Source organism: Streptomyces chartreusis, assembly GCF_008704715.1.
GTDB classification, from domain to species: domain Bacteria; phylum Actinomycetota; class Actinomycetes; order Streptomycetales; family Streptomycetaceae; genus Streptomyces; species Streptomyces chartreusis.
Map to the genome: position 1 here is coordinate 4,681,246 of NZ_CP023689.1, position 26,930 is coordinate 4,708,175.

Below are 26,930 nucleotides of genomic sequence, written 5' to 3' on the forward strand. Positions count from 1 at the left end.
CGTGCTCACTTCCCCGCGGCCGCGGCCCGCTTGAAGCTCTCCTCCAGGGAGGTCTCCACTTCGCGGTAGTTGTCCGTGTTCTTGCGCAGGCCCTCGGTGAGCTTGCCGATGCGTTCCGCGATCTGCTCGCTGCCGTACTTCCAGCGCTCCTGGAACTCGTCGCACGCCTCGTCCAGCTCCACGGTCCCGAGCTGGTCGGCCCGCACGTGCCCGAGGGCCGTTCGCACCTGCTCAAGGGACTCGCCTGCCTCGTCGAGGTCTTTGGTGAAGGCGGCAAGCTGATCGATATCGACCCTGAAGTGATCCCCCACGCACGTCCTCCCCGTTCACGCTTCGCGGTCGCACCGGCAAATTGCAGCCAGTGGCCGAATGGGCCCGATCATGCCACGGGAGGGCAAAGGGGCCGGTCCGGGGTCACGGAATCCACACGAAACACATAGCGGCCGCTCAGCGGGCCGGCACATCCCGAACGGGAACCTTCGGCACGGACACCGCGTTGGCCCCACGCGACCTCCACTCACCGGCCCCGACCAAGGAGTGCCTTGCCCGACACCTCGTCGAACGCCGCCCTGCCCGCTCTCCCGCCGCTCACCGACCAGGCGGAGCGCCTGATCGCCCTCGGCGTGCCCGAGCTCGCCGGGATACCCGCGGACGAGATCCGGGCCTACGCCCGAAGCACGACCGCCGGCACCGGCAGTGGTACCGGCGACGACAGCGGCACCGGCGCCGGCGACACCCTTCTCGCCGTCCACCCCGACCGCGCCCCCGCCTCCGCCCTCACCCCGCTGCTCCGCCGCGGCGACAAGCCCGGCTTCGTCGTCGTAGACATGCCGGACGTCGACGACTTCGCCCCGGCCGGCGTCGAGTTGCCCGACTCTGCCCTGTACCTCGTCACCGGCCTCGACCGCGGCGACCGTATGGCCAACTGGAGCCCGGAGGAGGCGCTGCCCGAGCTCGGCGCGGAGGGCCGTACGCCGCTGGTGCTCGGCGAAGGCATCCACTGGGTGCTCCAGCAGCCGGCGGCCCTGGAGCGCAACCACTGCTTCATGACGATCGGCTCCCGGCTGCGGAAGGCCGACGGCACGCTGGACGCCCGCACCCCGGCGATCTGGATCAGCAACGGCACGGGGCGCGACGGCCGTGAGCGGCGGGACGCGCCCAAGGTCGGCTGGTGCTGGTGGGGCAACCGGCACACCTGGCTGGGCTTCGCCTCCGGCACGGGCCGCGGCGAGTAGGCCGGCCGCCCCGAGCCCGCCGCAGGTGACTTAAGTGCCGTATCGGCATCAATACCGGATACCCACAGCCGTCTCAAAAGTTTCTCGAACTCACGTACAACCCTTCCGCCCCATCGCGGGTCTCCTGATCGCCGACCGCTCGGTGAACCCGAGGACAACTCCCGGAGAACGCCGCCGGTCGCACCCCACTGACTGTGGATGCCGGCCAGGCATCCCCGCATGCAGCAGGAGAACCCGCATGCACAAGCACCAGCTGCGACTCGCCCTCGCGACGGCCACCGCTGCCGCGCTGACGGGCGGTCTGCTCAGCTTCGCCGCCTCGCCGGCGACCGCCGCCGACTCGGCCACCGTCCCGCACGCCGACTTCAACGGCGACGGCATCGGCGACGTGGCCTTCTCCGCCGACAGCGCCTACGTGAGCGGTAAGAAGGACGCCGGCCAGCTCATCGTCCTGTACGGGACCGCCACCGGCGTCTCGTCCGCCAAGCGCCACACCATCAGCCAGAACACCACCGGCGCCCCCGGCACCGCCGAGGCCGGCGACCGCTTCGGCTGGGACACCGCCTACGCCGACTTCAACGGCGACGGCTACGACGACATCGCCGTGGGCGCCGGGGGCGAGGACGTCGGCAGCGACGTCGACGGCGGCGGCCTGGCCATCCTGTGGGGCTCGGCCTCCGGCATCACCGGCAAGGGCGTCACCGTCGCCGACCCGGCCCCCACCCAGCACGACGCCTGGGGCAAGAACCTCGCCGCCGGTGACTTCGACGGCGACGGCAAGACCGACCTGGCCGTCGGCAGCACCTCCAGCACCATCTACGTCTTCAAGGGCGGCTTCAACACCTCCGGCACCGCGCTCGGCGGCCGCTACACCGTCAAGCCCCAGATCATGTCCGGCGGTTCGGCGCGTGGCCCGCTCAACCTCCATGCGGGCGACGTGAACGGCGACGGCCGCACCGACATGGTGGTCGACGGCTACGAGACCGACACCCAGTACGGCTGGAACACCAACTACCTCGTGCCCGGCACCGACGGCGGCCTGTCCGCCGGCGACGCCCGGCCCCTCAAGGGCGGCGTCATCACCGGAATCGGTGATGTCAACGGCGACGGATTCGGCGACATCGTCACCGGCATGTACTGGAACAAGGCCGACGACGGCGTGACCTTCCCCGGTGCCGAGGACGGCGGCAAGGTGTGGATCACCTACGGCGCCGCGAGCGGCATCGGCTCCACCACCGGAATCACCCAGAACACCGGCAATGTGCCCGGCACGTCCGAGAAGAACGACTACTTCGGCTACGAGCTGGACCTCGGCGACATCAACGGCGACGGCTACCAGGACCTCGCCGTGGGCTCCGCCGGCGAGAACATCGGCAGCGCCACGGACACCGGCATGGTCACCGTCCTGTACGGCTCGGCCTCCGGCCTGAACACCACCTCCGGCACCCAGTCATTCGCTCAGTCCACCGCGGGCGTCCCCGGCAACGACGAGAAGGGCGACATGTTCGGCATGGACGTCAAGCTCGACGACGTCACCGGCGACGGCAAGGCCGACCTGATCGCCGGCTCCGCCGAGAACGACGGCAACGGCGGGGTGACCTACCTGCCCTCCAACGGCTCGAAGATCACCGCAACCGGCTCCCGCTCCATCGCCCCGAGCAACTCGGGCGTCTCGACGACGGGCAAGCCGTACTTCGGCGCCAACTTCGCCGACTGAGCCACGCACGAACCACCGCACGACCCACCGGCCGGGCCCGTCATCGCACGGGCCCGGCCCCCTGACCCCCGAAGCACCCCGGACCCGCCCCCACCGGCAACGGGCGCGCCCCTCCTCCCAGGAGCACCCACCTTGCGCAAGCGCCCCCTCCTCCTCGCCGCCGCTCTCACCACCGGCCTGCTCACCGCTCTCCCGGCCAACAGCGCCGCCGCCGCGCCCTCGGGCCTGGCCGGTGACTTCAACGGCGACGGGTACCGCGATGTCGCTGTCGGTGCCATGTGCACCACCGTCGGCTCCGCGTCCTGCGCAGGCGCCGTCGTCGTGCTGTACGGCTCCTCGACCGGAGTGTCCGCCACCCGCAAGGCCGTGATCACGCAGAACTCCACCAACGTGCCCGGCACCGCCGAGGAGGGCGACCTGTTCGGTTCCTCCCTGGCCGCCGCCGACCTCGACCGCGACGGCTACTCCGACCTCGTCGTCGGCTCCTCCGGCGAGACCGTCGGCGACCGGGACGGCGTCGGCGCCGGCACCGTCCTGTGGGGCTCCAAGTCCGGTCTGTCCGGCGGCAAGGGCCTGCCGCAGCCGTCGGGCCTCTCCGAGTGGGGCGGCTTCTCGCGCGGCGCGGCGACCGGGGACTTCGACGGCGACGGCGACATGGACGTCACCCTCACCGGGCAGAACCACACCCGCCTCTACCTGGGCCCGTTCACCCGGGCGAACGGCCCCCTCAGCAACTACCGCGTCGGCGAGCTCGGCACCACCCACGACGTGATCGCGGGCGACCTGAGCGGCGACGGCGCGGCCGAGCGTGTCTACCCGTTCAGCGTCGACGGCGACGCCGGCGGCGAGATCGACTACTACCGCTGGACCACCAGCGGCTACAAGTTCACGAAGCTGCCGAACGCGGACGGCCTGTCGGGCTCCATCGCCGACATCAACGGCGACGGCTACGGCGACCTCGTCCTCGGCGACTCCTCCGACCCCAACAGCGACAAGCCCGGCGGCCACAAGGGCGGCCAGATCACCGTCTGGTACGGCGGCCCGAACGGCCCCGACCCCGCGCAGACGCCGACCGTCATCCACCAGGACAGCGCGAACGTGCCCGGCTCCGGCGAGACCGACGACGGCTTCGGCATGTTCCTGAGCACCGGCGACATCAACGGCGACAAGTTCGCCGACGTCGCGGTCGCCGCTCCCGGCGAGGACATCGGCACGGCGAAGGAGGCCGGCTCGGTGACCGTGCTGTTCGGCTCGGCGTCCGGTCTGAGGACGTCCGGCTCGAAGTCATACACGCAGAACACCGCCGGTGTCCCCGGCACCGCCGAGTCCTGGGACCGCTTCGGCTCCGCGGTCGACCTCACCGACATCACCAAGGACGGCAAGGCCGACCTGACCGTCGGCGTCGACGGCGAGAACGGCTCCGGCGGCGTCTGGACCCTGCGCGGCTCCGCCACCGGCCTGACCACGTCCGGCGCCCAGGGCCTGACCGCCGCCGCAGTCTCCCTGAAGTCCACGTACTACTTCGGCTCGGTGATCGCCCAGTGACGCACCGCCGACTGACCTGCGCGCTCCTCGCGGCCGCCCTCACCCCGCTCGCGCTCGCCCTCACCGCCCCGGCCGCGCACGCCGCGACGGCCGCCAAGCCGTACGACTTCAACGGCGACGGCCGTGTCGACCTCGCGATCGGCGCGCCCGGCGCCACCGTCGGCGGCAAGTCGAAGGCGGGTGCCGTGTCGGTGGTGTACGGCGGCACCGGCGGCCTGAAGACGGCCACGCGCACCCTCATCACCCAGAACACGGCCGGCGTCCCCGGCACCGCCGAGGCCGACGACGCCTTCGGGAGCGCCGTGGCCTCCGCCGACCTCGACACGGACGGCTACGCCGACCTGCTGATCGGCGCGCCCGGCGAGGACGTGGACGGGGACACCAACGACGGCTATGCCGTCGTCGTCTGGGGCACCAAGTCGGGTCTGTCCGGGGCCCGTTCGGTGCCGAACTTCCTTGAGCGGGACGCGGACCGCTTCGGGCAGTCCCTGGCGGCCGGCGACGTCGAGGCCGACGGCGACCCGGACATCGTGGTCGGCTCCAACGGGCCCTTCAAGCTCAGCTTCATCAACGGCCCGTTCACCAGGACCAGTTCCTCCCAGGGCGGTTCCGGCGCCGGCTTCCCCGCGCCGTACTCCTCGACGTACGGCATCACGTCCCTGTCCGTCGGTTCGGTCACGGCCGCCTGGCACACCAACCTGGTCGTGCACGGACGCAAGAGCGACGGCGCCGCGATCACCCACCTGGTGACCGAGCCGAACATCGGCAACTACACCGACTGGATGCAGCAGTTGCCGGCCGGATACGTCTCCGCGATCGGCGACATCGACAAGGACGGGTACGCGGACATCGCCGTCGGCAACGACCGCGAGACCTCCGCCGACCCGGCCGGCGCCAAGGGCGGCAAGGTCACGGTCGTGTACGGCGGCCCGGCCGGCCTCGACTCCTCCCGTGCCCCGCTCGTCCTCACCCAGGACACCGCCGGCGTGCCCGGCGCCTCCGAGACGGGCGACCGCTTCGGCAGCGGCGTCTCCTTCGGGGACGTCAACGGCGACGGCTACGCGGACCTGGCCGTCGGCGCGTCCGGCGAGAACTCCGGCGCGGGCTCGGTGACGGTGCTGTACGGCTCGGCGTCCGGCCTGCGCACGAGCGGCGTCCAGTCCTTCACCCAGAACACGGCCGGCGTGCCCGGCACCTCCGAGGCGAACGACCGCTTCGGCGCCCGTGTCCTGCTCGCCGACCACTCCGGCGACCGCCGCGCCGAACTCACCGTCTCCGCGACCGGCGAGAACGGCGACGGCGCCGTCTGGTCGCTGCGCGGCGCGACGAGCGGGGCGACGACGGGCGGGGCGATCAGCTTCGGCCCGGCGACGACGGGCGTCTCCACGGCAGGCAGCCCCGGCTACGGCACGGCCCTCAACTCCTGATCTCCTTCATTCCGAAAGGGACTTCACCTTGCGCAAGCGCACGCTGCTGCTCGCGGCGACCCTCACCACGGGCCTGCTGACCGCCCTCCCGGCCACCGGCGCCGCGGCGGCGCCTTCCGGCTTGAACGGCGACTTCAACGGCGACGGTTTCCGCGACGTCGCCATCGCCGCGCCCATCGGCAAGGTCGCCGGGAAGTCCGGCGCGGGCTATGTCGCCGTGGTCTACGGCACCGCGAGCGGGCTGGACACCGGCAAACGGCAGATCATCAGCCAGGACACGGCCGGAATTCCCGGCGTCCCGGAGAGCGGCGACTACTTCGGCGACCGCCTGACCACCGGCGACCTGGACGGCGACGGCTACACGGACCTGATCGTGGGCGTGCACGGCGAACAGATCGGCTCGACGGGTGACTCCGGCGTGCTGACGGTCATCTGGGGCGGCTCGACCGGCCTGAAGACGGCCACGGACATCAGCTCCCCGCTGCCGGAGAACCGCAACGAGCTGGGCTGGTCCGTCGCCACCGGCGACTTCGACGGCGACGGCGACACCGACCTGGCGGCGGCGAACATCGCCTTCCCCGAACTGAACGTCTTCGAGGGCCCGTTCACCCGTACCGGCAAGGCCACGGAACTCGTCGGCACCGACACCCTTGAGCAGACCGGCATCAACGCCGACAAGCTCGTCGCCGGCGACGTCACGGGCGACGGCAGAACGGACCTCCTGGTCATGGGACAGGAGGAGTTCACCGACGGCTACCGCACCCGCAGCGTCCTCTACAAGGGCACGGCCTCCGGCCTGAAGGCAGGCAGCAAGGTCGCGGGCGGCTACGACGCGGTCATCGCCGACGTCGACAAGGACGGCTACGGCGACATCGTCACCGGCAACTTCATGGAGAAGTCGGCCACCGAGCCGAACGGCGGCCCCGGCGGCGCTGTCACCGTCACCTACGGTGCCGCGACCGGCCTGAGCAGCCGCACGCCGGTCCGCATCACGCAGGACACCACGGGCGTGCCCGGCTCCGCCGAGAAGGGCGACGGCTTCGGCTGGAGCCTCTCGGCGGGCGACACCAACGGCGACGGATACCCGGACATCGCCGTCGGCGTCGAGAACGAGGCGATCGGCTCGATCTACAAGGCGGGGTCGTTCGCGGTCCTGCGCGGTTCGGCGTCCGGTCTGACGGGCAGCGGCGCCAAGGTCTTCAGCCAGGACTCCACGAGCGTCCCCGGCGCGGCCGAGCGGCTGGACAACTTCGGCAGCGCGGTCCACCTCACGGACTTCGACGGCAACGGTCGCGCGGAACTTCTCGCGAGCGCCGTGAGCGAGAACACCGGCGACGGCGCCGTCTGGCTCTTCAAGTCCACCACCTCCGGCATCACCGCCACCGGCTCCAAGTCCTTCGGCGCCGCCACAGTGGGCGGCCCGACGGGCGACGCGTACTTCGGCGACGTACTGGCGGGCTGACCCGCCCGCCCCCCACCCCACCCACACCATCGCGGGAGGAACCCCACATGCTGCGGCACCACCGCAACAGCAACCGCAACCGACTCCAATCACTGGCCCTGGCCACGGCCACGGTCGCCGCCACCCTGACGGCCGCGCCGCTGCTCACCGCCGCGCCGGCCGCCGCGGCCCCCGCCAAGTACGCCGACGACTTCAACGGCGACGGCTACCGCGACCTGGCCACCGCCGCCCCGTACACCCCGGTCGGCGGCAAGACCGACGCGGGCGCGGTCGTCGTCAACTACGGCTCCGCGAACGGCATCAGCGCCACCCGCCGCACCGTCATCACCCAGAACACGGCCGGTATCCCCGGCACCGCCGAGCAGGACGACGAGTTCGGCCAGGCCCTGGCCTCCGGCGACCTGAACCGGGACGGCTACGCGGACCTCGTCGTCGCCTCCACCGGCGAGAACGCCGAGGCCGGCGCCGTCGTGATCGTCTGGGGCAGCAGCAGCGGCCTGTCCGGCGGCCAGGTCGTCCCGGACCCGGCCACCTCGGCCCACGACGAGTACGGCATGTCCCTCGCGGTCGGCGACTTCAGCGGGGACGGCAAGGCCGACCTCGCCGTCGGCAGCACCGGCAGCGACATCTGGATCCACAAGGGCGGCTTCCTCAAGGCCTCCGGCGCCGCGTCCCGCTACCAGCTCTCCACCGACCTGTACACGGGCGCCATCTACGGCTCCCAGAGCCTGGCCGCCGGTGACGTGAACGGCGACGGCACCGCCGACCTGGTCGTCAGCGGCACCCAGGCGGAGACCTACGACGACGGCACCTTCGTCTACCTGGGCTCCGCCTCCGGCCTCACCCGCCAGGCGTTCCTCAAGAACGGCGCCTACGAGCTGGCCGCGGTCGGCGACCTCAACGGCGACGGCTACGCCGACGTCGTCGCCTCCACGTTCGGCGACGACGGCGCGACCAGCCTCGGCGGCGTCGTCAGGGCCTACCTCGGCAGCGCGAGCGGCGTGCGCACCTCGCCGCAGGCCACGATCACCCAGGACACCCCCGGCGTCCCGGGCTCGGACGAGGAAGGCGACTGGTTCGGCAACGCCCTGTCCATCGCCGACATCAACCGCGACGGCTACGCGGACCTGGCCGTGGGCACGATCCACGAGACCATCGGCGCCGCGAAGATCGCCGGCAGCGTCACGGTGCTGCGCGGCTCGGCCGCCGGCCTGACCGCGACCGGCGCGCAGTCGTTCACCCAGAACACGGCGGGCGTCCCCGGCACCGCCGAGACCGCCGACCGCTTCGGCGCGTCGGTGCGCCTGTCCGACGTCACCGGCGACGGCAGGGCCGACCTGTCCGTCGGCGCGGACGGCGAGAACCACCCGGCGGGCTCGATCTACAATCTGCGCGGCGCCGCCTCCGGCATCACCACCAGCAAGGCGATCAGCTTCGGCCCCGGCTCACTGGGCCTGCCGTCGGGCTATCTGCGACTGGGCCAGGTCATGCTGCGCTGATCCCGACCCGGATCGGGATCCTGATCCACCCGGCCGGCCCTCCCGTACGGCGGAACCCCGACGGGACACCCGCAGGAGGGCCGCCGCACCCCCTAGGGGATGTCACAGGTCGGCCGCAAAGCCGGGCCCTGACCGCAGGGCCCGGCACACCGATCTCCGGGACCAGGTACGTTCGAAGACGTGGCTGGATTCAGGATCGGACGGGGCAGCCGGAACAACGGCACCCCGCAGACGCGCCCCCAACAACCTCCGTACGGGCAGCAGGCGCCCCAGGGACAGTCGTACGGCTATCCCCCGCCGCCGCAGCAGCCGTACGGCGGCCCGGGCGGCGGCGGTGGCGGCTGGCCGCAGGCCAACAGGGGCGGTGGCCAAGGCGGTTACGGCCCCGGCGGCCATGGCGGTCGCGGCGGCCATGGCGGCCACGGGGGTCACGGAGGCCACGGGGGTCACGGCGAGCCGGAGTACTTCGGCGACGGTGACCACCCGCACGGCCCCGGCGGCGCCCACGACCCGTACGCGGCGAACAACCCGGGCCACACCCAGGCCTTCTCCGTCGGCGAGGACCCCTACACCCAGGGCGGGACCTACCAGGCGGGTTCGGCCCCGGCCGGCCCCATCGGGCCCCGTCTGCACTGGAAGGCCCTGCTGCGCGGCATCATCTTCGCCCCCTCGCAGACCTTCCTGCAGATGCGGGACTACACGATGTGGGGCCCGGCCCTGATCGTGACGCTGCTGTACGGCCTGCTCGCCGTCTTCGGCTTCGACACGGCCCGTGAGGACGCGATCAACGCGACCCTCTCCAACGCGGTCCCGATCGTCCTGACCACGGCGGCCGCGATGGCGGTGTCCGCTTTCGTCCTGGGCGTGGTCACCCACACCATGGCCCGCCAGCTCGGCGGCGACGGCGCCTGGCAGCCCACCGTCGGCCTCTCCATGCTGATCATGTCCCTCACGGACGCCCCCCGCCTGGTCTTCGCCATGTTCGCGGGCGGCGACGCGACCCTCGTCCAGGCCCTCGGCTGGGCGACCTGGGTGGCCGGCGGCGTCCTGCTCACCCTGATGGTCTCCAAGTCCCACGACCTCCCGTGGCCGAAGGCCCTGGGCGCGAGCGCGATCCAGCTGATCGCACTGCTGTCGATCGTGAAGCTGGGCACGTTCTAGCGGACGGCGGTCCACGGAAGAGGAGGCCCCTGCCGGTGCGGCAGGGGCCTCTTCTCATCGTGTGCGCCGGACGGTGCGGTGAAGGCCCGGGTCGAGGCCCCGCAGGGCGGCCTCGACGTCCTCCCGCAGACGCCGCATGACACTCACGCCGTCCGTGACCCCGTCCGAGAGGGTCCAGGTACGGATGCCCCACACCGCGTCCACCCGCCCGGCATCGCTCGTGGCCCCGGCCGGGCTCAGCCGCAGCGACGCGGTGAAGTTCCGGCGCGAGAGGGCACTGCCGTACGCGACGACCACCTCGGAGTCCGACGCCTCCAGGACGTACGCGTCGGCCAGGACCGCCGGACACTGCGGAGCGAGCCGCACGGACGACAGGACCACGTCCCGGATCCGGCCCGGGTCGGCCGCCAGGGTGAAGTGCAGCTCCTCGGCCACCAGCTGCTGCCCGTCGCGGTGGTCGCGCCGGGCGAACACATGCTGCTTGGCCTTCGCGCGCCCGTAGTCCTTGAGCTTCCCCCACAGCACGGCCAAGATCACCAGGACCACCAGCGCCAGTACGCCCATCAGCGTTCCGGAGATCCCGTCCGAGGTGCCGGGCGACGTCCCGTTCACCGGCCGCGGCTCTGGTCGCGCAGCTTCTTGCCCGCGAGTGCGGCGCCTGCGCCGATCATCGCGAGCACTCCGTAGGTGACGAACAGACCCATGCTCGTCGTGCCCACCTTCAGCAGCACGGCCATGACCACGAACAGGGCCGTGCCCGCCCCCATCAACACCTTTTCCACGCTCACCCGGCTGCCCGTCCTCACTGTTCGATCCGCGCCGGGAGCACGGCGGTCACCGGCTCCCGGCCATTGCCAAGTAACTGATCCGTGTGTCGTGGCTCACCCGAAGGGCCGGGTCGAGCCCATCCCGAGCGGATGGCCGCAGAGCGCGGCGACGCTCTCCGTGGCCTCGCTCAGCTCCAGGAGGGAGGTCTCGTCGGCGTCCGAGACGGAGTCCAGCCGTTCCGCGTCGGACGAGAGGTCCTCCGGCCCCTCGTAGCGGTCGGCCACGTCCGCGAGCTCGCCGGCCGCCCAGAACACCGGGTCCCCGAACACCGTGCCGATGCCGATGCGGTCGCTCAGGGAGTCGTACCGCTCACAGACCTCCTTCCTGGACGTCGGCCCCGTGGCGCACCCGGCGGTGGTCAGTGCGATCAGCCCGACGGCGACCACGGCTACGGCGATCCGTCGTGGACCCCCGGCTCGGCGCGTCATCCGCCTCCCCCTCTCTGCTGCTGCCTGCTTCTTCTCGCGTCCCGTCACCGGCCGGCCCCCCGGCCCGGTGACCGTCACCGCCCGCCGGGCCACCGGCGGGAACGCGGGGTGGGCGGCGAACTCACCCGGGCGTCACCGCCCGCCACGACCGCGCCGTTCATGTGCACGCTGTGCCCGGCGCTGATGGACACCCCGCCGCGCCCGTCCCGGTCCCGCCCTTCGTCCGTCCCGGCAACCGACTCGCGGGCGATCCGCATCGCGCAGGCGTTGTCGCCGGGCACATGCAGCCACGCCCTGGCACGGGTCTCCTTGACCTGGAACGTGATCGGGTGGAACGTCGTGGGTTCCACTCCCGGCAGACCGGCCCGCACCACCGAGTCGTGGATCACCTCGGACACCACGAGTGCCGTGTCGCTCGCGGCCTCGTCGAGCGCCTGCCGCAGCGGCTCGCCGTCGCAGAGCCGGAAGACGTGGTTGACCGCGTTCCCCGCGAAGCCGTGCCCGTCGCGATGGACGGCCCCGGCGTGCACGGCGATCCTGAGCCGCAGCAGCGGGTCGCTGCGCCGTCTCGCGCCCAGCCCGTCTTCCAGCCGGGGCAGCACAGCGGTGAACAGGGCCTGCACCGGCAGATCCGGCGGTATGACCAGCAGCACGCCGTCCCCCCGGTCCTCCTGGGGGCACAGCCGCCACAACTCGTCGGAGAACGCGGCCCGTAACTCGGCGTAGAGGTCCTCGCGACTGCGCAGTTGGTCACGGTCGCTGCGCGAGCTGAATCCCTTGATGTCGGCGAAGAGCAGAGGGACATGCTGGGCATGGGGGAACACGGCGGATGTCACTTTCTGGGTTGGGACGGGTGGGGCGGGGCGGCGGCCGATGGGGCGGCGGCTGGAGCGCCGGGGACGGGGCCGGGAGGCCGACGGGGCGGCGACGGGGACGCGGGACGGGGCCGGGCGGCCGACCGAATGGCGGCGGGGACGCCGGACGGGGCCGGGGGCCGACGGGGGTGCGGCGGCGGGGACGCCGGGCGAGGCCGGTGGCAGAGGGCCGGGGGCCGAGAGCCGAGAGCCGCGGGGCCTGGTCGCCGGCTACGACGTCGGGAGCTGGAACATGCCGCACTTCAGTTCCTGGCTCTTCGCGTCGACCAGCGAGAGGAACAGCCCGGCGCCGCAGAGCTTCAGCAGTCCGTAGTCGGAGGTGTTCAACTGCCAGCGCCCGCCCGCCTGGACGAGCCGTGCGGTGCCCTGGCTGCTCCCCTGCCAACTGAGCGCGACCTGGGCGCCGGAGTCGATCTCCTCCGGTTCGCCGAGCCCCACTTCCTCGACCCGGTCCCGGTACGACTGCGACTTCGCGGCGAACGCCGAGTTCATGGTGGTCTCACAGCTGCTGTCGCCGGGCTGCACGAGGTGGCACCAGGAGGCGGCGTCCCCGAGCCGCTCGGCCAGCCGGGTCTGCTCGACCGTGTGCAGGGCACCGGGGAGCCCGGGCTCCTCCACCACGGACACGTCGACCGCGGGGTCTGAGCCCAGGGAGACGCCGGTCCAGATCGAACCGGACAGGACGACGACCGCCAGGCTTGCGGCCAACAAGGGGTTCGCGAAGGCCCATTGCCGGGCCTTCTGAATGATGGTGACGTCGCCTCCGGCCACGACCGCGCCGCCGCTGATGGTCGTACTGCCCCCGGACCGGATGTCCACCCGGTTCTGCGCGCCGCGTGCGTCCTGCCCCTGGCGTGGATCCGGACCACGCGGCGGCTCCCGCTCTTCGAGCATTTGTCATACCTGTCTACTCATGTGTCTGCAAGGCACATAAGAGCAGCATCAAGATGGCCAAAAGGATGCAACTGCCTCGTAAGGAGGCCCGAGTTTGGGACGCTCCCGGTGTGAGGCACAAGACGTTCTGGGACATCCTCGACGGCGACGAACGCAAGGCGATGGCGCAGGTCGGGCGGGCCCCGCGGGAACCGGTCGAACCCGGCGGGACGATCCTCCGGCAGAGCGACCTCGCCGACCGGGTCGCCCTGATCATCAGCGGCGCATGCCGTGTGCTCTGGCACGGCGAGAACGAGCGCACGACCTATCTGGCCTCCCGGCGGCGCGGCGAACTCATCGGGGAGATGGGCCTGCTGGACCACGGCCCCCGCAACGCGACGGTGACGGCGCTGAATCGGACGTACCTCCGCTGGTACGGGCGGGAGACGTTCGAGGGACTGCTCGCCGAGCATCCGGGGATCCTGCGGAAGGTGCTCATGACCGTGTGCGCGCGGTTGAAGGAGTCGGACCACCACCGCGTCGTCGTCGCGTGCGCTCCCATCAGGCTCAGACTCGCCCGGCTGCTGCTACGGCTGGCGGAGGCGGAGGGCGAGACCACCGCCCTCGGCATCGAGATCAGGCAGGTGACGCAGGAGGACCTGGGCGACTGGCTGGGCATGGGCCGGGAGGCGGCAGGCCGGCGGGTACGGGAACTACAGGCGCTGGGGCTCCTCGGCGACGCCCCGACGAGGTCCCGGATCGTGGTGACCGACATCGAGGGCCTGCGCCGCCACGCGTTCGGACCGGAGCCCGACCCCTCGCGCACGGCCTCCGAGGGCCCTCTTTGACGTCCCGGGACGACCCACGCCGCACATCGCGGAGGTCACACGAGGCAGCGGCCGAGCAGCCACCGTGCCCGGTGCGCGGACAGGGTCAGCTCGTCCTCGTCCCCGGCGTCGATGACCAGCACCACCTCGTCGCTCGGCCAGCGAGAGGCCAGGTCCCGCAGGGTGACGGCCCTGTAGCAGGGCACCTGGGGAAAGGCCCTGAGCAGCCGCTCCTCCGAGGTGAAGACCATGACCGCGGGGGCGTCACAGGCGCTCTCGATCACCGGCAGCACAAGCCGCACGAGTTCACTGCGGTCACCCGTGTACCGGATCCCGCCGATCGCGGGAATCAGCACGTCACAGCCGGCCAGCGCTTCCAGCGCCCGCAGGTCCACCGCTGTGGACAGGTCCTCCAGAGCCTTCCGCGCCACGGATTCGAAGACCTCTGCCGGGATGACCTCTGCCGGGATCTCAGTCATAGCGCCGCACCCTCTTGCACAGAGCCGTCCGCGGGACGACGGATCGTCGTCCAGGACCGCGTACCCGCGACCGGCGCGACCATGCGCTGAAAGCGGAGTGCGTCGTCGGTACGTCAGGTCGCCCGCCGCGTGAACCGCTGCGCCCCGCGCAGGCAGGTCAGACGGCTTCCTTGTTCGCCTTGGCCGCTTCCCCGGACTTGTGCACCGGCGGCAGAACGCTCCACGGGAAGTTGATCCACTCATCGGTGCGCTTCCACACGTACTCGCACTTCACGAGCGAGTGGGACTTCTCGTAGATCACGGCGGACCGCACCTCGGCGACATGCTCGACGCAGAAGTCGTGGACGAGCTTGAGGGTCTTGCCGGTGTCGGCGACGTCGTCGGCGATCAGCACCTTCTTGTCGGTGAAGTCGATCGCGTTGGGCACGGGCGCGAGCATGACGGGCATCTCGAGCGTGGTCCCCACGCCCGTGTAGAACTCGACGTTCACCAGATGCAGGTTCTTGCAGTCGAGGGCGTAGGCGAGCCCGCCGGCGACGAAGACGCCGCCCCGGGCGATGCTGAGCACGATGTCCGGCTCGTACCCGTCGTCGGCGACGGCCTGCGCGAGCTCACGGATGGCGACGCCGAACCGCTCGTACGTCAGATTCTCGCGTGCCTGGCCGTCGCTCATACCTGGGTCCGGTGGAAGTTCTGGAAGGACCGGGACGGGGTGGGCCCGCGCTGTCCCTGGTACCGGGATCCGTAGCGCTCGCTGCCGTACGGGAACTCGGCCGGCGAGGTCAGCCGGAACATGCACAGCTGGCCGATCTTCATGCCGGGCCAGAGCTTGATCGGGAGCGTCGCGAGGTTGGACAGCTCCAGGGTGACGTGCCCGCTGAACCCCGGGTCGATGAACCCGGCGGTGGAGTGCGTGACGAGCCCGAGCCGCCCGAGCGACGACTTCCCCTCCAGCCGCGAGGCGAGATCGTCGGGAAGCGTGATGACCTCGTACGTCGAGGCGAGCACGAACTCCCCCGGGTGCAGGATGAACGGCTCGTCGCCGTCGGGCTCGACGAGCCGCGTCAGGTCCGCCTGCTCGATCGAGGGGTCGATGTGCGGGTACCGGTGGTTCTCGAACACCCGGAAGTACCGGTCGAGCCGTACGTCGATGCTGGACGGCTGCACCATGGTCTGGTCGTAGGGATCGATCCGTACCCGCCCGGCGTCGATCTCGGCCCGGATGTCCTTGTCTGAGAGAAGCACGCCCCGAGGATACGCAAGGCGCGCGGGACGACGACAATCGCGCCGCCCGCGCGCCGGGCTGTCACTGCTGGTACTGCGTGTGCGTCCGCTGAGCTACTGCTTCTCCAGCTGCACCGGCACCACACTGCGGAGCCGGGCACAGCGGGGACATCGAACGAGCCGGCCGGGGCCGAGGCGCTCGGCCTGCTGCATCGGGAACGAAGCGGTGCTGAACACGTGCCCATCGGCACAACGGACGACGGTGCGCTCCATCAAGTCCTAGAGTCCCTTCCCCAAGAGCCGCGTCTGGCTGCTGCCTGCCTGACGACGAGAGGCCACATTACGGGATCAAAGGGACGGCCCTCCAGGCGGCACTCCGAGCCGGCGCGGACCCTCTCCGACGTCTCCACCGTACGCCCCAACTCCGGTGCCCCGCACCAGGATCCCACCCCTGAAACGCACTCAGGCCCCGCGGCTTCAGCGCCGGGGGCCGGTGATGAGGTACAGTGACCAGGCAATCGGACACCGGCTCCGGATCATGCCGAATCGGGCGTCTTACGCGGGTGTAGTTTAATGGTAGAACATCAGCTTCCCAAGCTGAGAGCGCGAGTTCGATTCTCGTCACCCGCTCCATTCGAACCCCCAGGTCAGTGACCCGGGGGTTGTTTGTTTTCGGTCGTCGCGGGCGTTGATCTCGCCGACATCGAGAACAACGGTCTCAATCATCCCGGGAAGCCCAGGGCTTACCCGAACAAGACGACGCGATCCGCAGGCCGCAGGACGAGTTACAACATTCTCTACTGATTCAAGGCGGCTCGCTCCGCTCCCCGCGCGCGGCCCGGCCCCCGGCCGGGCCGCGCTCCTGTCTCCGCCCCGCTCCAGCCCGCCGGCGCCCGTGCCGCGCGCACAGCAATCAACCGCCTAAAGCCAGAGAAGGTGTACGTCGTGGCTGGGGCGGTCGGCTCCACGGCTTTACGGAGCCACTTTGGCGCGAGCCTCGAAGATCATGGCCCCCACGTCGTGCTTTACCGGGCAGGTCCACAGACTGCCCGACGCGCCGGAAGCTTACGGGGCCATGATCACTCGCGCCAAAGCAGCACCACCCCAAAGCCGCTCCACCGACCTGGCAGGGCTGACGTCTACTGTTCACGAGGCAGGCGATTCCTCTGCGACTTATGCTCATACCACAGGCGCCCCTTCCAACACATATCTGAGCGACCACCAGGGAATCAATAATTAGCTAACATCTAAGACTGAACGGAAAGGATTTCGTGACGCATGAATAACGCCTTGAAGGAATGCGAATTCTGCAAGATCGCCGCAAAAATTAGCACTGCCGAGATAATTTACGAGACCGACTCTTGCCTGGCATTTTTCCCGCTTAATCCAGCGACCAAAGGGCACACTTTGGTAATCCCGAAGCAACATGTAACAGACTTCACAAGCGCGGACCTCGACACCTTCGCTGAGCTAAGCTCGACAGCCCTCAAAGTTGGCAGGAAGTTGCGAGGCGTCTACTCGCCTGACGGAATGAACCTGATCACATCCGCTGGCCGAGCAGCTAGTCAATCCGTCATGCATCTCCACCTACATCTTGTGCCCAGATGGACGAACGACAAGATGGGGAAAATTTGGCCACCTAAACACAGTACTGATCCACAGGTCCTTTCGGGCTGGGCCGAAGAGTTTAGAAACTACAGGAAAATGGGGGGTTGAGACAGAGAGGTCGACACGAGACCTATCTAAGACTTCTCCAATTAACACCCTCCCCCGCAAGGAGAGAGCACGTTCTTCAGGACTCCCGCAGGACCAAATAGGTCACCACTGCTTACGGATTTGGATCGCTTCTTCCACCCAAGTCTCAATGTTTTCAGAAATACTGGCGTACACTGACGTGCTGTTATAGCCAGCAGGGTCGTACGCACGCACTACTCGGTCGAACGCAACCTTGCCGTCGTTCAGAGTAAACCCGGCGAAGGGGTTCCTACCCTTACTGGTAGGGCGACGGTTCTGGTCTAGTAGCTGATGAATGTAGATTCCGACCACACCCTTGCCATCGCCCCACGCCTTTTTGAACTCGTATTCAACCCACCGTCGGCCTGCCGTCTGGTTTCCAATTAGCACAATATCGCAGCTCTTTCCCGCCATCTGCTCATCGATCCAGCGCTGGATTGCTGTGTCCCCATTGCGAGCAACGTCTTCCCATTGATTGGACGTCAAGAGTGGCTGCCCCTCTACCCTGCCCATGTTTTTAACTGTCTGCACTCGCCAATTGTCGAGCTTGTATCGAAAACTGAAGAATACCTTGCGTGTCATATTTCGCTCCATTTCACTAACAGAGTAACTGTGGGTTATTCGAAGGGCAGGGTTGAGATTATTATCCATCGCCCGACGGCTACAACACCATCTGATGCATCGTGGGCTACCCGCGGGCCATTGGGTTGGATATGAGTAACCCCCCTTTCTCATCGTTTCGTTTACGCGTCACGCCGTGTTCTTTCTGATCTCTTCAAGGGTCATACGCATCACCTCCTCCGCACTCACGCCCATCTGGTTAACCACGGTGGCGAGGAGGACCGTAGCTACTCGCGCATGCGCGTGAGCGATATGAGCGGTGATGTCGGTAAGTTGATTCCAGCCTTTGACGGCCTGCCCCTCGTCCCCTCCTTCCATGCCGCTTCGGAACGTGGACTCTGCTGCGTCGAGCGCCTCCTTATAGGCGCTAGTTACCGCGCTGCCGGAGTGCCCGCCGCCGTCCTTGGCTAGGTTGTACAAACCGAGCACAGCCCAGGCGGCTCGCTCATCGTACTCTTGAGATTTCGGGATACTCGACATGCGTTTCTCCTTTTAAGGGATGACGGTGTAAGTTTCGCTGTAAGGGCTTTTCCAAATTCAAGACGCCCTAGTGTCCCTAGGACCGGGGTTGCACGAACGATTCCCCTGCATAACGCCTAACGCTTATCAGCTTCATCATTGTCTAGTTCGAGGGCGGCTCTCTGGATAGGGTCGATGAGTGACTCCTCCAACTGTGTAGCGTTGGTATACAGGATGAACTTTTTCGTCCCCACATCAAACGGTATTTCAGTGTCTTTGCGTGCGGTCCTGATTGTATAAACCTTAGAGCCTCGTGCGATACCGGCTTCGTAGTATACGTTTGGGCTATTCAAGGTGAAATCGGCGATCACTATATCAGCGGAGGTGATCATTTCTTCGATCTTTGCTGTTACCTCATAGTCCCCATGAACCTCATCAACTCGATCAATTCGACACTTAATCCCACTCCTCCTTATCGCCCTTTTCATCGCGTGATAGTAGTCAACCAATGCCGGCTCTCTATCGACCTGAAACGACATGGCGACGAAGATTCTCCACTCCTTTCTCGTAGTTGCGTTTGATGGATGCGGCGCAGGATTGCTGGACACCCTCACAACGTGGTCATCGCGTCTCATATAAACGACGCCATCCACCGTCCGGACAGGCTTGAAAGACTCTGGAACGTCTGGAACGCTAATGACCAGAACTATTCCGCCACCAATTAGGTACTCTCCGACGGAGAGCCGAGCCTGGCCGTGCAATTCAGGGAAGATTGACTCCGCCACCTGATCCACGCGAGCTCGCGCACGGCTGCGAATCTTATCGGTGAGACCGAGAGGTCTCCCGGTCGGATCCACGCCGACGAAGATCAGCCCTCCGCCACTGTTGGCCATCGCAGCAACATCTCGGGCCAGCTGTGACGTACTGGTGATATCTGTCTTGAATTCAATCGACTGAGACTCTCCTTCCTCAAGCATCCGCTGCAAGGATTGATAAGTAAAGTGCTGTGCACTTCTGTCCATGATTTCCAGCCTCTGAATCTGTACTGAAGTCAACATTGTCTGCTACGGTTCGTACCGAATCACCGCCTGAGGAGATAAGCGTGACGGACGAAACGTCGCCGATCAGCGACCGGCAAGTAAAGCACCTTGAAATGATCCAAGCAATTGTCACACGTCTGGGAAACGGCTCTTTCCTAATCAAGGGTTGGACAATGACTCTAGCGGGTGCTTTCCTGGGCTTCGCGGTGAACCGTTCGAGTTGGAAAGTAGCGGCGGTAGCAGTTGTTCCCCTAGTGGGTTTCTGGATACTGGACAGTTACTATTTGCGGCAAGAGCGCTTGTTCCGTGCCCTATATGAAGCGGCACGGAAACCTGGCACGACCGTGGAACTCTTTTCAATGAACACCTCCCCTTACAGGAACACCATTAGGTGGCGGAAGGTTGTTATATCGCACACCATGGTCAACTTCTATGGGTTGCTCGTCGTTGTAATGGCGGCAGTAGCGATCTGGTGGTACGTAAGACGTTGAGCTTCCCCCCTCCCCAACCGCCGTAGAAATCAAGTGAACCTGCGTCAGCATGGATGCATCCCTTCCTGCCTTTCGGTCGAGATGTTCCGTTGACTCATGATGCCGGTCCGTCCTCGGCTTATCCTGAAAACGGCGCAATGTCTGCTCTCTGTTCGTGGAGTGCTTCGCGCCGTGACGCTGTAGGCGTGCCGGTGCAAAATATTCCGACTTACGCCATTTTGCTCGGGAAGCAGCGGAAGACCATCCATCTGCCCGCCAAGGGTCCGAAGGATTAGCCGCAGGTCGGCTCAGGAGTAGTCACTGACTGCCCACAGGTCCCATGAGTTGATGCCCCACCGCCGGCTGATCCGCAGAGGTCCGCCCTGAGGGAACCCCGCCCGAGTAGCCTCGGGACGAAGTGGTCATCACCCCAGGTCTCACCGCCACGCTTCCGCCAGCGCGGCTCGATCTGGTCTACGACATGGCAGCACGGCTGAGGCCGGTGGCGGGTGCGTCAAGGCACACGCGTGCATGATCGGTCGGCGCACCCCCCATCGTGGCTGACTGCCGTCGGCTGAGGCTCAGACACTCAAGGGCCCAGCTCTGCCAAGACCCGTTCGCAGCGAAGGGAGCGTGCCATTCACGTGCCAGATCCTGCGGGGAACCACGGAACAGAGGGAAGTTGCTCAGGGTGCGACCAGGATGCCGACGCCACTCCGCCGCAGGTCAGCACACCAGTCGCCCTCAAGTAACCCGAGCTTCCCAAGCTCATGGCCGTGCGGCCACGTCTCGGAGTGTGATTGGCCTGTCAGCTTTGCAGGCGGGACACTGACGGCCTCGCTCATGGTGATAGGCGACCGGGCCGTACCGACCAGCGTCACCTGTTGACGTCCAGTCACCATGGCGTCGGTTCGTGGACTGAAGTTTCGAAGTTCCTCTCGCACACATGGGAGTGGCGTGGATCAGGGGTGGGCAGCAGTCGTGGCGGCCGCCATGGGGCTCATAGGCGCTGTGGGCGGCGCTCTGGCAGGTGGTTACGCAGCGATTCGTGGAGCGCGCGAGGCTGCGGAGCGAGCAGCACAGGGGGCCCTTGCACAAGCCGAGCAACAAGCAAAGGATCAACACAGTCACTGGCTTCGGCAGGAGCGCCGAACCGTCTACCGGGAGTGTGTGCGGCAGTCTCATGCTTACGTTCGGGCCGTTGTGGACCTTCGGAGTGCGCTTCGCACATCAGATGCCCAAGGCACGGGGGCACTTCGCCAACAGTGCCTGGACACCTACAGACAGCTCTTCAACACCCAACTTGAAACATTGATGCTGTGTGGCCCACTTACGATGCGCGCGTCTGCGGCACTAGGTGACGGGTTCAGACTCGTGCATGAGTACTTGCGCCAAGACGTGGATCTTGACCCTGATCACATCAAGGAGCTCCTGGACGCTGCCGTGCCGCACCTTGGCACTTTGAATGGCGCGATCGCAACTGAGCTACAGATCACCGATGGTGGACCTCGTTGGCCGGCGCAGGCCAGAGGTGAGGGTGTCACTGACACACACGGTGCTTCGATCCGTCCATAGCCGCTTCCGCACCACAAGCGCACCAGATCGAGCGGGGAACAGCGGGGAACGACGGTGAAAGCTGCAAAGGCCGACGGGACAGCGTCCAGAACGTTTGCCCAGGTCAGTGCCCAATCCGGCTTCAAATGATCGCAGCTTCCCAAGCTGAGAGCGCGAGTTCGATTCTCGTCACCCGCTCCATTCGAACCCCCAGGTCAGTGACCCGGGGGTTGTTTGTTTTCGGTCGTCGCGGGCGTTGATCTCGCCGACATCGAGAACAACGGTCTCAATCATCCCGGGAAGCCCAGGGCTTACCCGAACAAGACGACGCGATTCGCAGGCCGCAGGACGAGTTACAACATTCTCTACTGCTTCAAGGCGGCTCGCTCCGCTCCCCGCACGCGGCCCGGCCCCCGGCCAGGCCGCGCTCCTGTCTCCGCCCCACTCCAGCCCGGCCGGCGCCCATGCCGCGCGCTACAGCAGTCAGCCGCATGATGCCAGAGAAGAGGTGCGTCGTGGCTGGGCGGTTGGCTCACAGCTTTACGGAGCCACCTCAAAGCCGCTGCACCGACCTTGAGTGCGACCGTCCAGCAGCCCGTCGCGTCCGGTTCGCGCAAGTGTTTTGCGGGGCTGTGGATCGTATCGCGGGCCGCCGATGGGTAGGGGGCAACGAGGCCATTCCAGGCATAGGGGTCCCTGAAGTGCTCTAGCGTGTCGTCGGCGTGAAGACCAATTGCCGCGGCGCTCACCTGGTGCAGGGGTGCCCGGTTCGGGGGGTGCAGTGTGGCTGAGGTCGGTCGGTTCGACGCGTTCGTGTCGTATGCGCATGAGGATGAGCCGTGGGCGAAGACCCTGGCGGAGAATCTGCATCGGCTGGGTCTTACTGTGTGGCTGGATCAGTGGGAACTGGTCGGGGGCCAGCGGTTGGCGTCGCGATTGCAGGACGGGCTGGCAAGAGCTGGTGCCGTGGTGACTGTCGTCAGCCGACCCTGGGTGGAGTCCGGGTGGTGCGGTGAGGAGTTCGATGCCGCCGTGGCCGCCGCAGTGAGGCGAGGACAGCGCCTGATCCCGATTCTGGTGGGCGAGGCGGAGCTGCCACCTTTCATCGCATCGCGGCTGTACATCGACTTCCGTTACGTGGCTTCCCCGGAACAGTACTTGGAGCGGGTGAGGCAGCTGGAGCGGGCGGTGCGGGGGCTGTCGTCGGCGCAGCGCCCGGAGCGAGGTGGGGCGCTGGTGGTGCCCGATGCGGTTGGCTACCGGCCGGACGGGCCCACGCATGCAGAGTTACGTGTGGGCACGGGGGCGGTGGCGTTCTCCACCGTGGGTGGTGAGGTGTCCTGTGTGCCGCGCGGGGTGGATCGTGGTCTCGAGCAGCGTCTGTGGATGCTCCAGAGGGCCCGTACCAGGGCCACAAGTGGCCTGGCCATGCGGCGATTGCCGCCCCTGGAGGAGGCTGCCGCTTCCGGAGGGGTGACGGGCGCGCTGGTTGCCGTGGGTGGGGCAATGAGCGAGCGGTTCGTGTGCGGTGCGGTGGCGGCGGCTCTGGCCCGGGAGGAGCAGCTGGCCCAGGCGCGTCATGCGTCGTTGCGGATTGGGTTGAGGGTGGATGACCCAAGGTGGGTGGATCTGCCGTGGGAGACCCTGACCATTCCTGGGGCGGGACGGCCGTTGGTGCTCTCGGAGCAGGTCGAGCTGTACCGCACGGTGCAGCGGGAGAGTGCGCCTGTCGCGGTGCAGGTGCCCGGTCCGTTGCGTATTCTTGCGGTGGTGGCCAGCCCCGAGTCGGGTGGGGGTGAACTCCTCGACTATGAAGGGGAGTTAGGCCGGATCCTGGATGCAGTCGACCCGGCGCGGTCAGGGCAGGGCACGTATGTGCGGGTGCTGAACTGGGGCTCTCTTGCCGAGATCCGCGCGGCTCTGGAGCAGGAGCGCTTCCACGTCCTGCACCTTTCGTGCCATGCCGAGCCGGGTGTCCTGTTACTCGAAGGCGAGCAGGGTCAGGTCGACGAGGCCGATGCGCAGCGGTTCATCGCAGAGGGCCTGCCCGCCGATCGGGCGGTTCCGTTGGTGGTGCTGGCCGGCTGTTCCACCGCCCGCACCCCCGTGGCACAGGATGCGGAGGAACCGGAAGAGCTTCCTTCAGGTGATGCGGAGGGCTCGGACTCCGACGCTGAAAGGCCTGGTGCTGATGCTGTGAGTGCGGCGGGGCGGGTCCGGGCGGGTCTGGCGCGCGCGTTGCTAGAGCGCGGGGTGCCGGCGGTGCTGGCGATGACCGAAGCTGTCACGGACCACTACGCCACCGAACTGGCTGCAGAGATGTACGAGGCGCTGGCGCGGGCCGAGCATCCCAACCCCCTGACCGCTCTCTCCCAGGCCCGCCGCACCCTGGAGACCCGGCGTCGGCAGCTGCCGGACAATGATCCGCGTGCCGCGTGGCCGGAGTGGGCGACCCCGGCGCTGTTTCTGGCGGGCCCCCCGCTGCCCTTGTTCGACCGCGCCCCCGGCGCCGACCGGGTGCCAGTCGTGCCGGAGATAATGCTGGACGAGGGCATGGTGGTGCGTAAGGTCGGCGAGTTCGTCGGCCGACGCGCCGAGTTGCGCCGGTTGCTATCCGCTCTGCGGGATCCCCAACGGGCGGGGGTGCTGGTCCATGGCATCGGCGGGGTCGGGAAATCCACACTGACGGCCGAACTCCTGCACCACTACAGCGCCCAGGGCCGGCTGATCGTGCCGGTTGCGGCGAGCACGACCCGCACCGTTGACGACCTCCTGGAAACCCTGCGGCAGCGCTTGAACACCCACTGCGTGACCGAGGACCTGCCGGAGACAGATCCGTTACGACGCGTGGTGGTTGTCCTGGCGGACGCCAGTTCACCGTGGCGGGAGCGATGGCAGCTGGTCCGCCAGGCTGTGCTGCCACGGCTTCCGGTGCTGATGGTCTTGGACAATGCCGAAGATCTACTCGTTCGGTCAGGCGATGGTTGGGGGCTGTCCGACCCGGCGTTGGCAGCTTTCCTGACAGCATGGGCGGCGGCGAGTCCGCGGACCCGGCTGCTGGTCACCAGCCGGTACCCCTTCAGCCTCTCCCAGCGCGCCCACAAACGGCTCACCACCCATCACCTGGGACCGCTGTCGCCGGCCGAGACCCGCAAACTCATTTGGCGCCTGCCCGGCCTCGACGCCCTCACCCCCGCCGAGCGGCAGCGTGCGTACACCGACGTAGGGGGCCACCCCAGGGCCCTGGAATACCTCGACGCCCTGCTGCGCGGCGGCCAAGCGCGATTCCCCGACATCGCCGACCGCATGGAAACCGCCCTGGAGAACCGCGGCATTCCCGATCCCGAGGGCTGGCTGGCACACGTTGCGGGCGACCTGGACACGGCACTGGCCGAGACCGTCACCCTCGCGGTCGACGACATCCTCCTCGACATCCTCCTCGACCAGCTCGAAGACGTGCCCGGAGCACGGCGGCTGCTGGACGGGATGGCCATCTACCGCACCCCGGTCGACTCCACCGGGGCCGCGTGGCAGCTGTCACAGCTGACCACACCTCCCGAACCCGACCCCGCCCTCCACGGGCGCCTCCAAACGATGAATGCGCGCATCGCCGAGGCCCGCGCGGCCGGAGCAGGACTGGACAACCACTATGGCCTGACACCCGAAGCGATCACCGAATACGAAACCCTCTGGGGGGAGCTTCTGCGCCCCCCGGTCGACCTGGACGGCCAGGGCAGGAACGCGTTGAAGCGGCTGCTCGAACTCGGGCTGGTCTCCCCGGCCCCCGCGCCCCAGGACGAACCGGGCAGCCCGCCCAGCGGCTTGACAGTGCACCACTGGACCGCTGACGCCCTCCGCGGGCGCGCCCACCCCGACACCCTCAAAGCCGCCCACCAACGGGCCGCCGCCTACTGGCAATGGCACGTCAACGTATGGCCGCAGCCCCCCACCGACGACATCAAACAGCTCATCGAGGCACGCCATCATCACCACCAGGCCGGCGACGTCGACCAAGCCAACGCTGTCACAGGGTGGGTGTGCGCCCAGCTGCACACCTGGGGAGCCTGGGACTGGGAACAACAATTGGTAGAGGAATCCCTCACCTGGGTCCCCAACCGCTCCGGCATCGCCAGCAGCTACATTCACCAGCTCGGCATCATCGCGCAGGAGCGGGGGGACTACCGGCAGGCCGAGGAACACTACCGCGCCTCCCTCACCATCAGCGAGGAGCTCGGCGACCGCTCCGGCATCGCCATTAGCTACCACCAGCTCGGCATCATCGCGCAGGAGCGGGGGGACTACCGGCAGGCCGAGGAACGCTACCGTGCCTCCCTCACCATCCTGGAAGAGCTCAGCGACCGCTCCGGCATCGCCAGCAGCTACAGTCAGCTGGGCATCATCGCGCAGGAGCGGGGGGACTACCGGCAGGCCGAGGAACACTACCGCGCCTCCCTCACCATCAGCGAGGAGCTCGGCAACCGGTCCGGCATCGCTACTGGCTACCACCAGCTCGGCATCATCGCGCAGCTGCGGGGGGACTACCGGCAGGCCGAGGAACACTGCCGCGCCGCCCTCACCATCAAGGAAAAACTCGGCAACCGCTCTGGCATCGCGAACAGCTACGGTCAGCTGGGCATCATCGCGCAGGAGCGGGGGGACAACCAGCAGGCCGAGGAACACTACCGCGCCGCCCTCACCATCAGCGAGGAGATCGGCAACCGCTCCGGCATCGCCAACTGCTACCACCAGCTCGGCATCATCGCGCAGGAGCGGGGGGACAACCAGCAGGCCGAGGAACACTACCGCGCCGCCCTCACCATCAAGGAGGAGATCGGCGACCGCTCCGGCATCGCGAACAGCTACGGTCAGCTGGGCATCATCGCGCAGGAGCGGGGGGACTACCGGGAGGCCGAGGAACACTGCCGCGCCTCCCTCACCATCAGCGAGGAGATCGGCAACCGCTCCGGCATCGCCAACTGCTACCACCAGCTCGGCATCATCGCGCAGGAGCGGGGGGACAACCAGCAGGCCGAGGAACACTACCGCGCCGCCCTCACCATCAGCGAGGAGATCGGCAACCGCTCCGGCATCGCCAGCAGCTACGGTCAGCTGGGCATTCTCCGCACTGAGCAGCAGCGCCCCGCCGAAGGCGTGGCACACATGCTCGAGGCGCTGGTCCTTCAACTGGAGATCGGACGTCCGCCGGACACGACCCTTTACTGGCTCGGCCGGCAGAGGGCTCTCCTCGGCGACGACGACTTCCGATCCATCCTCAACGACCTTGTGACGGACGATGTAGCGGCAGCGATCATGAACGCCGCACCACCCCAAAACGAGCCTCCCCCACATGAAGAGTCAACCGGATAGGGCCCCACAAAGCACAGATCAGTCGTCGACCGTGGTGCAGTACTTGCCGGACGATCCGCAGACTCGACCAGCCCCTCAGACATCAATGACCAACCAGCCGATAGT

General features: G+C 67.9%; 23 protein-coding genes and 1 tRNA gene. 12 read left to right on the plus strand and 12 right to left on the minus strand.

Annotated elements, in window-relative coordinates; genetic code table 11:
- Positions 1–5 precede the first annotated feature (5 nt).
- A complete protein-coding gene (locus CP983_RS20250; RefSeq protein ID WP_125529111.1) occupies positions 6–311 on the minus strand; it encodes a hypothetical protein in 306 nt (101 codons plus the stop codon).
- A 231-nt stretch (positions 312–542) separates the two neighbouring features.
- Here CP983_RS20250 and CP983_RS20255 point away from each other — a divergent pair, with 231 nt between their 5' ends.
- The 7 genes from CP983_RS20255 to CP983_RS20285 all read left to right on the plus strand — a co-directional run bounded on the left by CP983_RS20255 (position 543) and on the right by CP983_RS20285 (position 10,046).
- The gene (locus CP983_RS20255) at positions 543–1,235 is read left to right on the plus strand and encodes a DUF5701 family protein (protein ID WP_150500919.1); all 693 of its coding nucleotides are present in this window, start codon (positions 543–545) and stop codon (positions 1,233–1,235) included.
- A gap of 238 nt (positions 1,236–1,473) precedes the next feature.
- On the plus strand, positions 1,474–2,952 hold the full coding sequence (locus CP983_RS20260) for a VCBS repeat-containing protein (RefSeq protein WP_107904750.1): 1,479 nt from the start codon (positions 1,474–1,476) through the stop codon (positions 2,950–2,952).
- 132 nt (positions 2,953–3,084) lie between these two features.
- Positions 3,085–4,497 carry an FG-GAP-like repeat-containing protein gene (locus CP983_RS20265; RefSeq protein WP_150500921.1) on the plus strand — a complete coding sequence of 471 codons (1,413 nt, stop codon included), beginning with the start codon at positions 3,085–3,087 and terminating at the stop codon, positions 4,495–4,497.
- Entirely contained in the window at positions 4,494–5,924 is a 1,431-nt protein-coding gene (locus CP983_RS20270; protein WP_150500923.1) for an FG-GAP-like repeat-containing protein, read from the plus strand. The genes CP983_RS20265 and CP983_RS20270 overlap by 4 nt, the downstream gene beginning before the upstream one ends.
- 28 nt (positions 5,925–5,952) lie before the next feature.
- A complete protein-coding gene (locus CP983_RS20275; RefSeq protein ID WP_150500925.1) occupies positions 5,953–7,386 on the plus strand; it encodes an FG-GAP and VCBS repeat-containing protein in 1,434 nt (477 codons plus the stop codon).
- Positions 7,387–7,433: 47 nt separating this feature from the next.
- A complete protein-coding gene (locus CP983_RS20280) occupies positions 7,434–8,885 on the plus strand; it encodes a VCBS repeat-containing protein (protein WP_150500927.1) in 1,452 nt (483 codons plus the stop codon).
- 180 nt (positions 8,886–9,065) lie between these two features.
- Positions 9,066–10,046, plus strand: a complete 981-nt coding sequence (locus tag CP983_RS20285) for a Yip1 family protein (RefSeq protein WP_150500929.1) — start codon at positions 9,066–9,068, stop codon at positions 10,044–10,046.
- Between the two features lie 54 nt (positions 10,047–10,100).
- Here CP983_RS20285 and CP983_RS20290 read toward each other — a convergent pair whose 3' ends face one another.
- From CP983_RS20290 to CP983_RS20310, 5 genes are all read right to left on the minus strand, one after another.
- Positions 10,101–10,658 carry a hypothetical protein gene (locus CP983_RS20290; protein ID WP_107904756.1) on the minus strand — a complete coding sequence of 186 codons (558 nt, stop codon included), beginning with the start codon at positions 10,656–10,658 and terminating at the stop codon, positions 10,101–10,103.
- Positions 10,655–10,834, minus strand: coding sequence for a hypothetical protein (locus tag CP983_RS20295; protein ID WP_150500931.1), 180 nt, complete (start codon positions 10,832–10,834; stop codon positions 10,655–10,657). Before CP983_RS20295 ends, CP983_RS20290 begins: the two co-directional genes overlap by 4 nt.
- 93 nt (positions 10,835–10,927) lie before the next feature.
- A complete protein-coding gene (locus tag CP983_RS20300; protein ID WP_150500933.1) occupies positions 10,928–11,302 on the minus strand; it encodes a molybdenum ABC transporter substrate-binding protein in 375 nt (124 codons plus the stop codon).
- A gap of 74 nt (positions 11,303–11,376) precedes the next feature.
- A complete protein-coding gene (locus tag CP983_RS20305) occupies positions 11,377–12,126 on the minus strand; it encodes a nucleotidyl cyclase domain-containing protein (RefSeq protein ID WP_150500935.1) in 750 nt (249 codons plus the stop codon).
- 261 nt (positions 12,127–12,387) lie between these two features.
- Complete coding sequence (locus CP983_RS20310; protein WP_150500937.1) at positions 12,388–13,071, minus strand: hypothetical protein; 684 nt, start codon at positions 13,069–13,071, stop codon at positions 12,388–12,390.
- Positions 13,072–13,181: 110 nt separating this feature from the next.
- Here CP983_RS20310 and CP983_RS20315 point away from each other — a divergent pair, with 110 nt between their 5' ends.
- Positions 13,182–13,898, plus strand: a complete 717-nt coding sequence (locus CP983_RS20315; RefSeq protein WP_107904760.1) for a Crp/Fnr family transcriptional regulator — start codon at positions 13,182–13,184, stop codon at positions 13,896–13,898.
- A 35-nt stretch (positions 13,899–13,933) separates the two neighbouring features.
- Here the strand turns inward: CP983_RS20315 and CP983_RS44025 are convergent, their stop codons facing one another.
- The 3 genes from CP983_RS44025 to dcd all read right to left on the minus strand — a co-directional run bounded on the left by CP983_RS44025 (position 13,934) and on the right by dcd (position 15,601).
- Positions 13,934–14,356, minus strand: coding sequence for an SseB family protein (locus CP983_RS44025; RefSeq protein WP_107904761.1), 423 nt, complete (start codon positions 14,354–14,356; stop codon positions 13,934–13,936).
- A gap of 157 nt (positions 14,357–14,513) precedes the next feature.
- Positions 14,514–15,029 carry a phosphoribosyltransferase gene (locus CP983_RS20325; protein WP_150500940.1) on the minus strand — a complete coding sequence of 172 codons (516 nt, stop codon included), beginning with the start codon at positions 15,027–15,029 and terminating at the stop codon, positions 14,514–14,516.
- Positions 15,026–15,601: a dCTP deaminase gene (gene dcd, locus CP983_RS20330; RefSeq protein WP_150500942.1), complete on the minus strand. Its 576-nt coding sequence runs from the start codon at positions 15,599–15,601 to the stop codon at positions 15,026–15,028. The genes CP983_RS20325 and dcd overlap by 4 nt, the downstream gene beginning before the upstream one ends.
- A gap of 538 nt (positions 15,602–16,139) precedes the next feature.
- Here dcd and CP983_RS20335 point away from each other — a divergent pair.
- Both CP983_RS20335 and CP983_RS45210 read left to right on the plus strand, forming a co-directional pair.
- Positions 16,140–16,213 (plus strand) — tRNA-Gly (locus CP983_RS20335).
- Between the two features lie 645 nt (positions 16,214–16,858).
- Positions 16,859–17,296: an HIT family protein gene (locus CP983_RS45210; RefSeq protein ID WP_150500944.1), complete on the plus strand. Its 438-nt coding sequence runs from the start codon at positions 16,859–16,861 to the stop codon at positions 17,294–17,296.
- Positions 17,297–17,398: 102 nt separating this feature from the next.
- On the opposite strand, the gene CP983_RS20345 is transcribed toward CP983_RS45210, so the two are convergent.
- The 3 genes from CP983_RS20345 to CP983_RS20355 form a co-directional block, all read right to left on the minus strand.
- Entirely contained in the window at positions 17,399–17,896 is a 498-nt protein-coding gene (locus tag CP983_RS20345) for a TIR domain-containing protein (RefSeq protein ID WP_150500946.1), read from the minus strand.
- Positions 17,897–18,064: 168 nt separating this feature from the next.
- A complete protein-coding gene (locus CP983_RS20350) occupies positions 18,065–18,415 on the minus strand; it encodes a hypothetical protein (RefSeq protein WP_150500948.1) in 351 nt (116 codons plus the stop codon).
- 116 nt (positions 18,416–18,531) lie between these two features.
- Entirely contained in the window at positions 18,532–19,371 is an 840-nt protein-coding gene (locus CP983_RS20355) for an RNA-binding domain-containing protein (protein ID WP_167537732.1), read from the minus strand.
- Positions 19,372–19,496: 125 nt separating this feature from the next.
- Here CP983_RS20355 and CP983_RS20360 point away from each other — a divergent pair, with 125 nt between their 5' ends.
- Entirely contained in the window at positions 19,497–19,925 is a 429-nt protein-coding gene (locus CP983_RS20360) for a hypothetical protein (protein WP_150500952.1), read from the plus strand.
- 2,316 nt (positions 19,926–22,241) lie between these two features.
- Positions 22,242–26,825 (plus strand): tetratricopeptide repeat protein, encoded by a 4,584-nt coding sequence (locus tag CP983_RS20365; RefSeq protein WP_150500954.1) that lies wholly within the window; start codon positions 22,242–22,244, stop codon positions 26,823–26,825.
- Positions 26,826–26,930: the final 105 nt, after the last annotated feature.

Excerpts from the sequence above, each read along its gene's own strand:
- CP983_RS20355 (WP_167537732.1), bottom strand. The coding sequence starts at position 19,371 with ATGCTTGAGGAAGGAGAGTCTCAGTCGATTGAATTCAAGACAGATATC.
- CP983_RS20280 (WP_150500927.1), top strand. The coding sequence starts at position 7,434 with ATGCTGCGGCACCACCGCAACAGCAACCGCAACCGACTCCAATCACTG.
- CP983_RS20300 (WP_150500933.1), bottom strand. The coding sequence starts at position 11,302 with ATGACGCGCCGAGCCGGGGGTCCACGACGGATCGCCGTAGCCGTGGTC.
- CP983_RS45210 (WP_150500944.1), top strand. The coding sequence starts at position 16,859 with ATGAATAACGCCTTGAAGGAATGCGAATTCTGCAAGATCGCCGCAAAA.
- CP983_RS20310 (WP_150500937.1), bottom strand. The coding sequence starts at position 13,071 with ATGCTCGAAGAGCGGGAGCCGCCGCGTGGTCCGGATCCACGCCAGGGG.
- CP983_RS20345 (WP_150500946.1), bottom strand. The coding sequence starts at position 17,896 with ATGACACGCAAGGTATTCTTCAGTTTTCGATACAAGCTCGACAATTGG.
- CP983_RS44025 (WP_107904761.1), bottom strand. The coding sequence starts at position 14,356 with ATGACTGAGATCCCGGCAGAGGTCATCCCGGCAGAGGTCTTCGAATCC.
- CP983_RS20350 (WP_150500948.1), bottom strand. The coding sequence starts at position 18,415 with ATGTCGAGTATCCCGAAATCTCAAGAGTACGATGAGCGAGCCGCCTGG.
- CP983_RS20260 (WP_107904750.1), top strand. The coding sequence starts at position 1,474 with ATGCACAAGCACCAGCTGCGACTCGCCCTCGCGACGGCCACCGCTGCC.
- CP983_RS20325 (WP_150500940.1), bottom strand. The coding sequence starts at position 15,029 with ATGAGCGACGGCCAGGCACGCGAGAATCTGACGTACGAGCGGTTCGGC.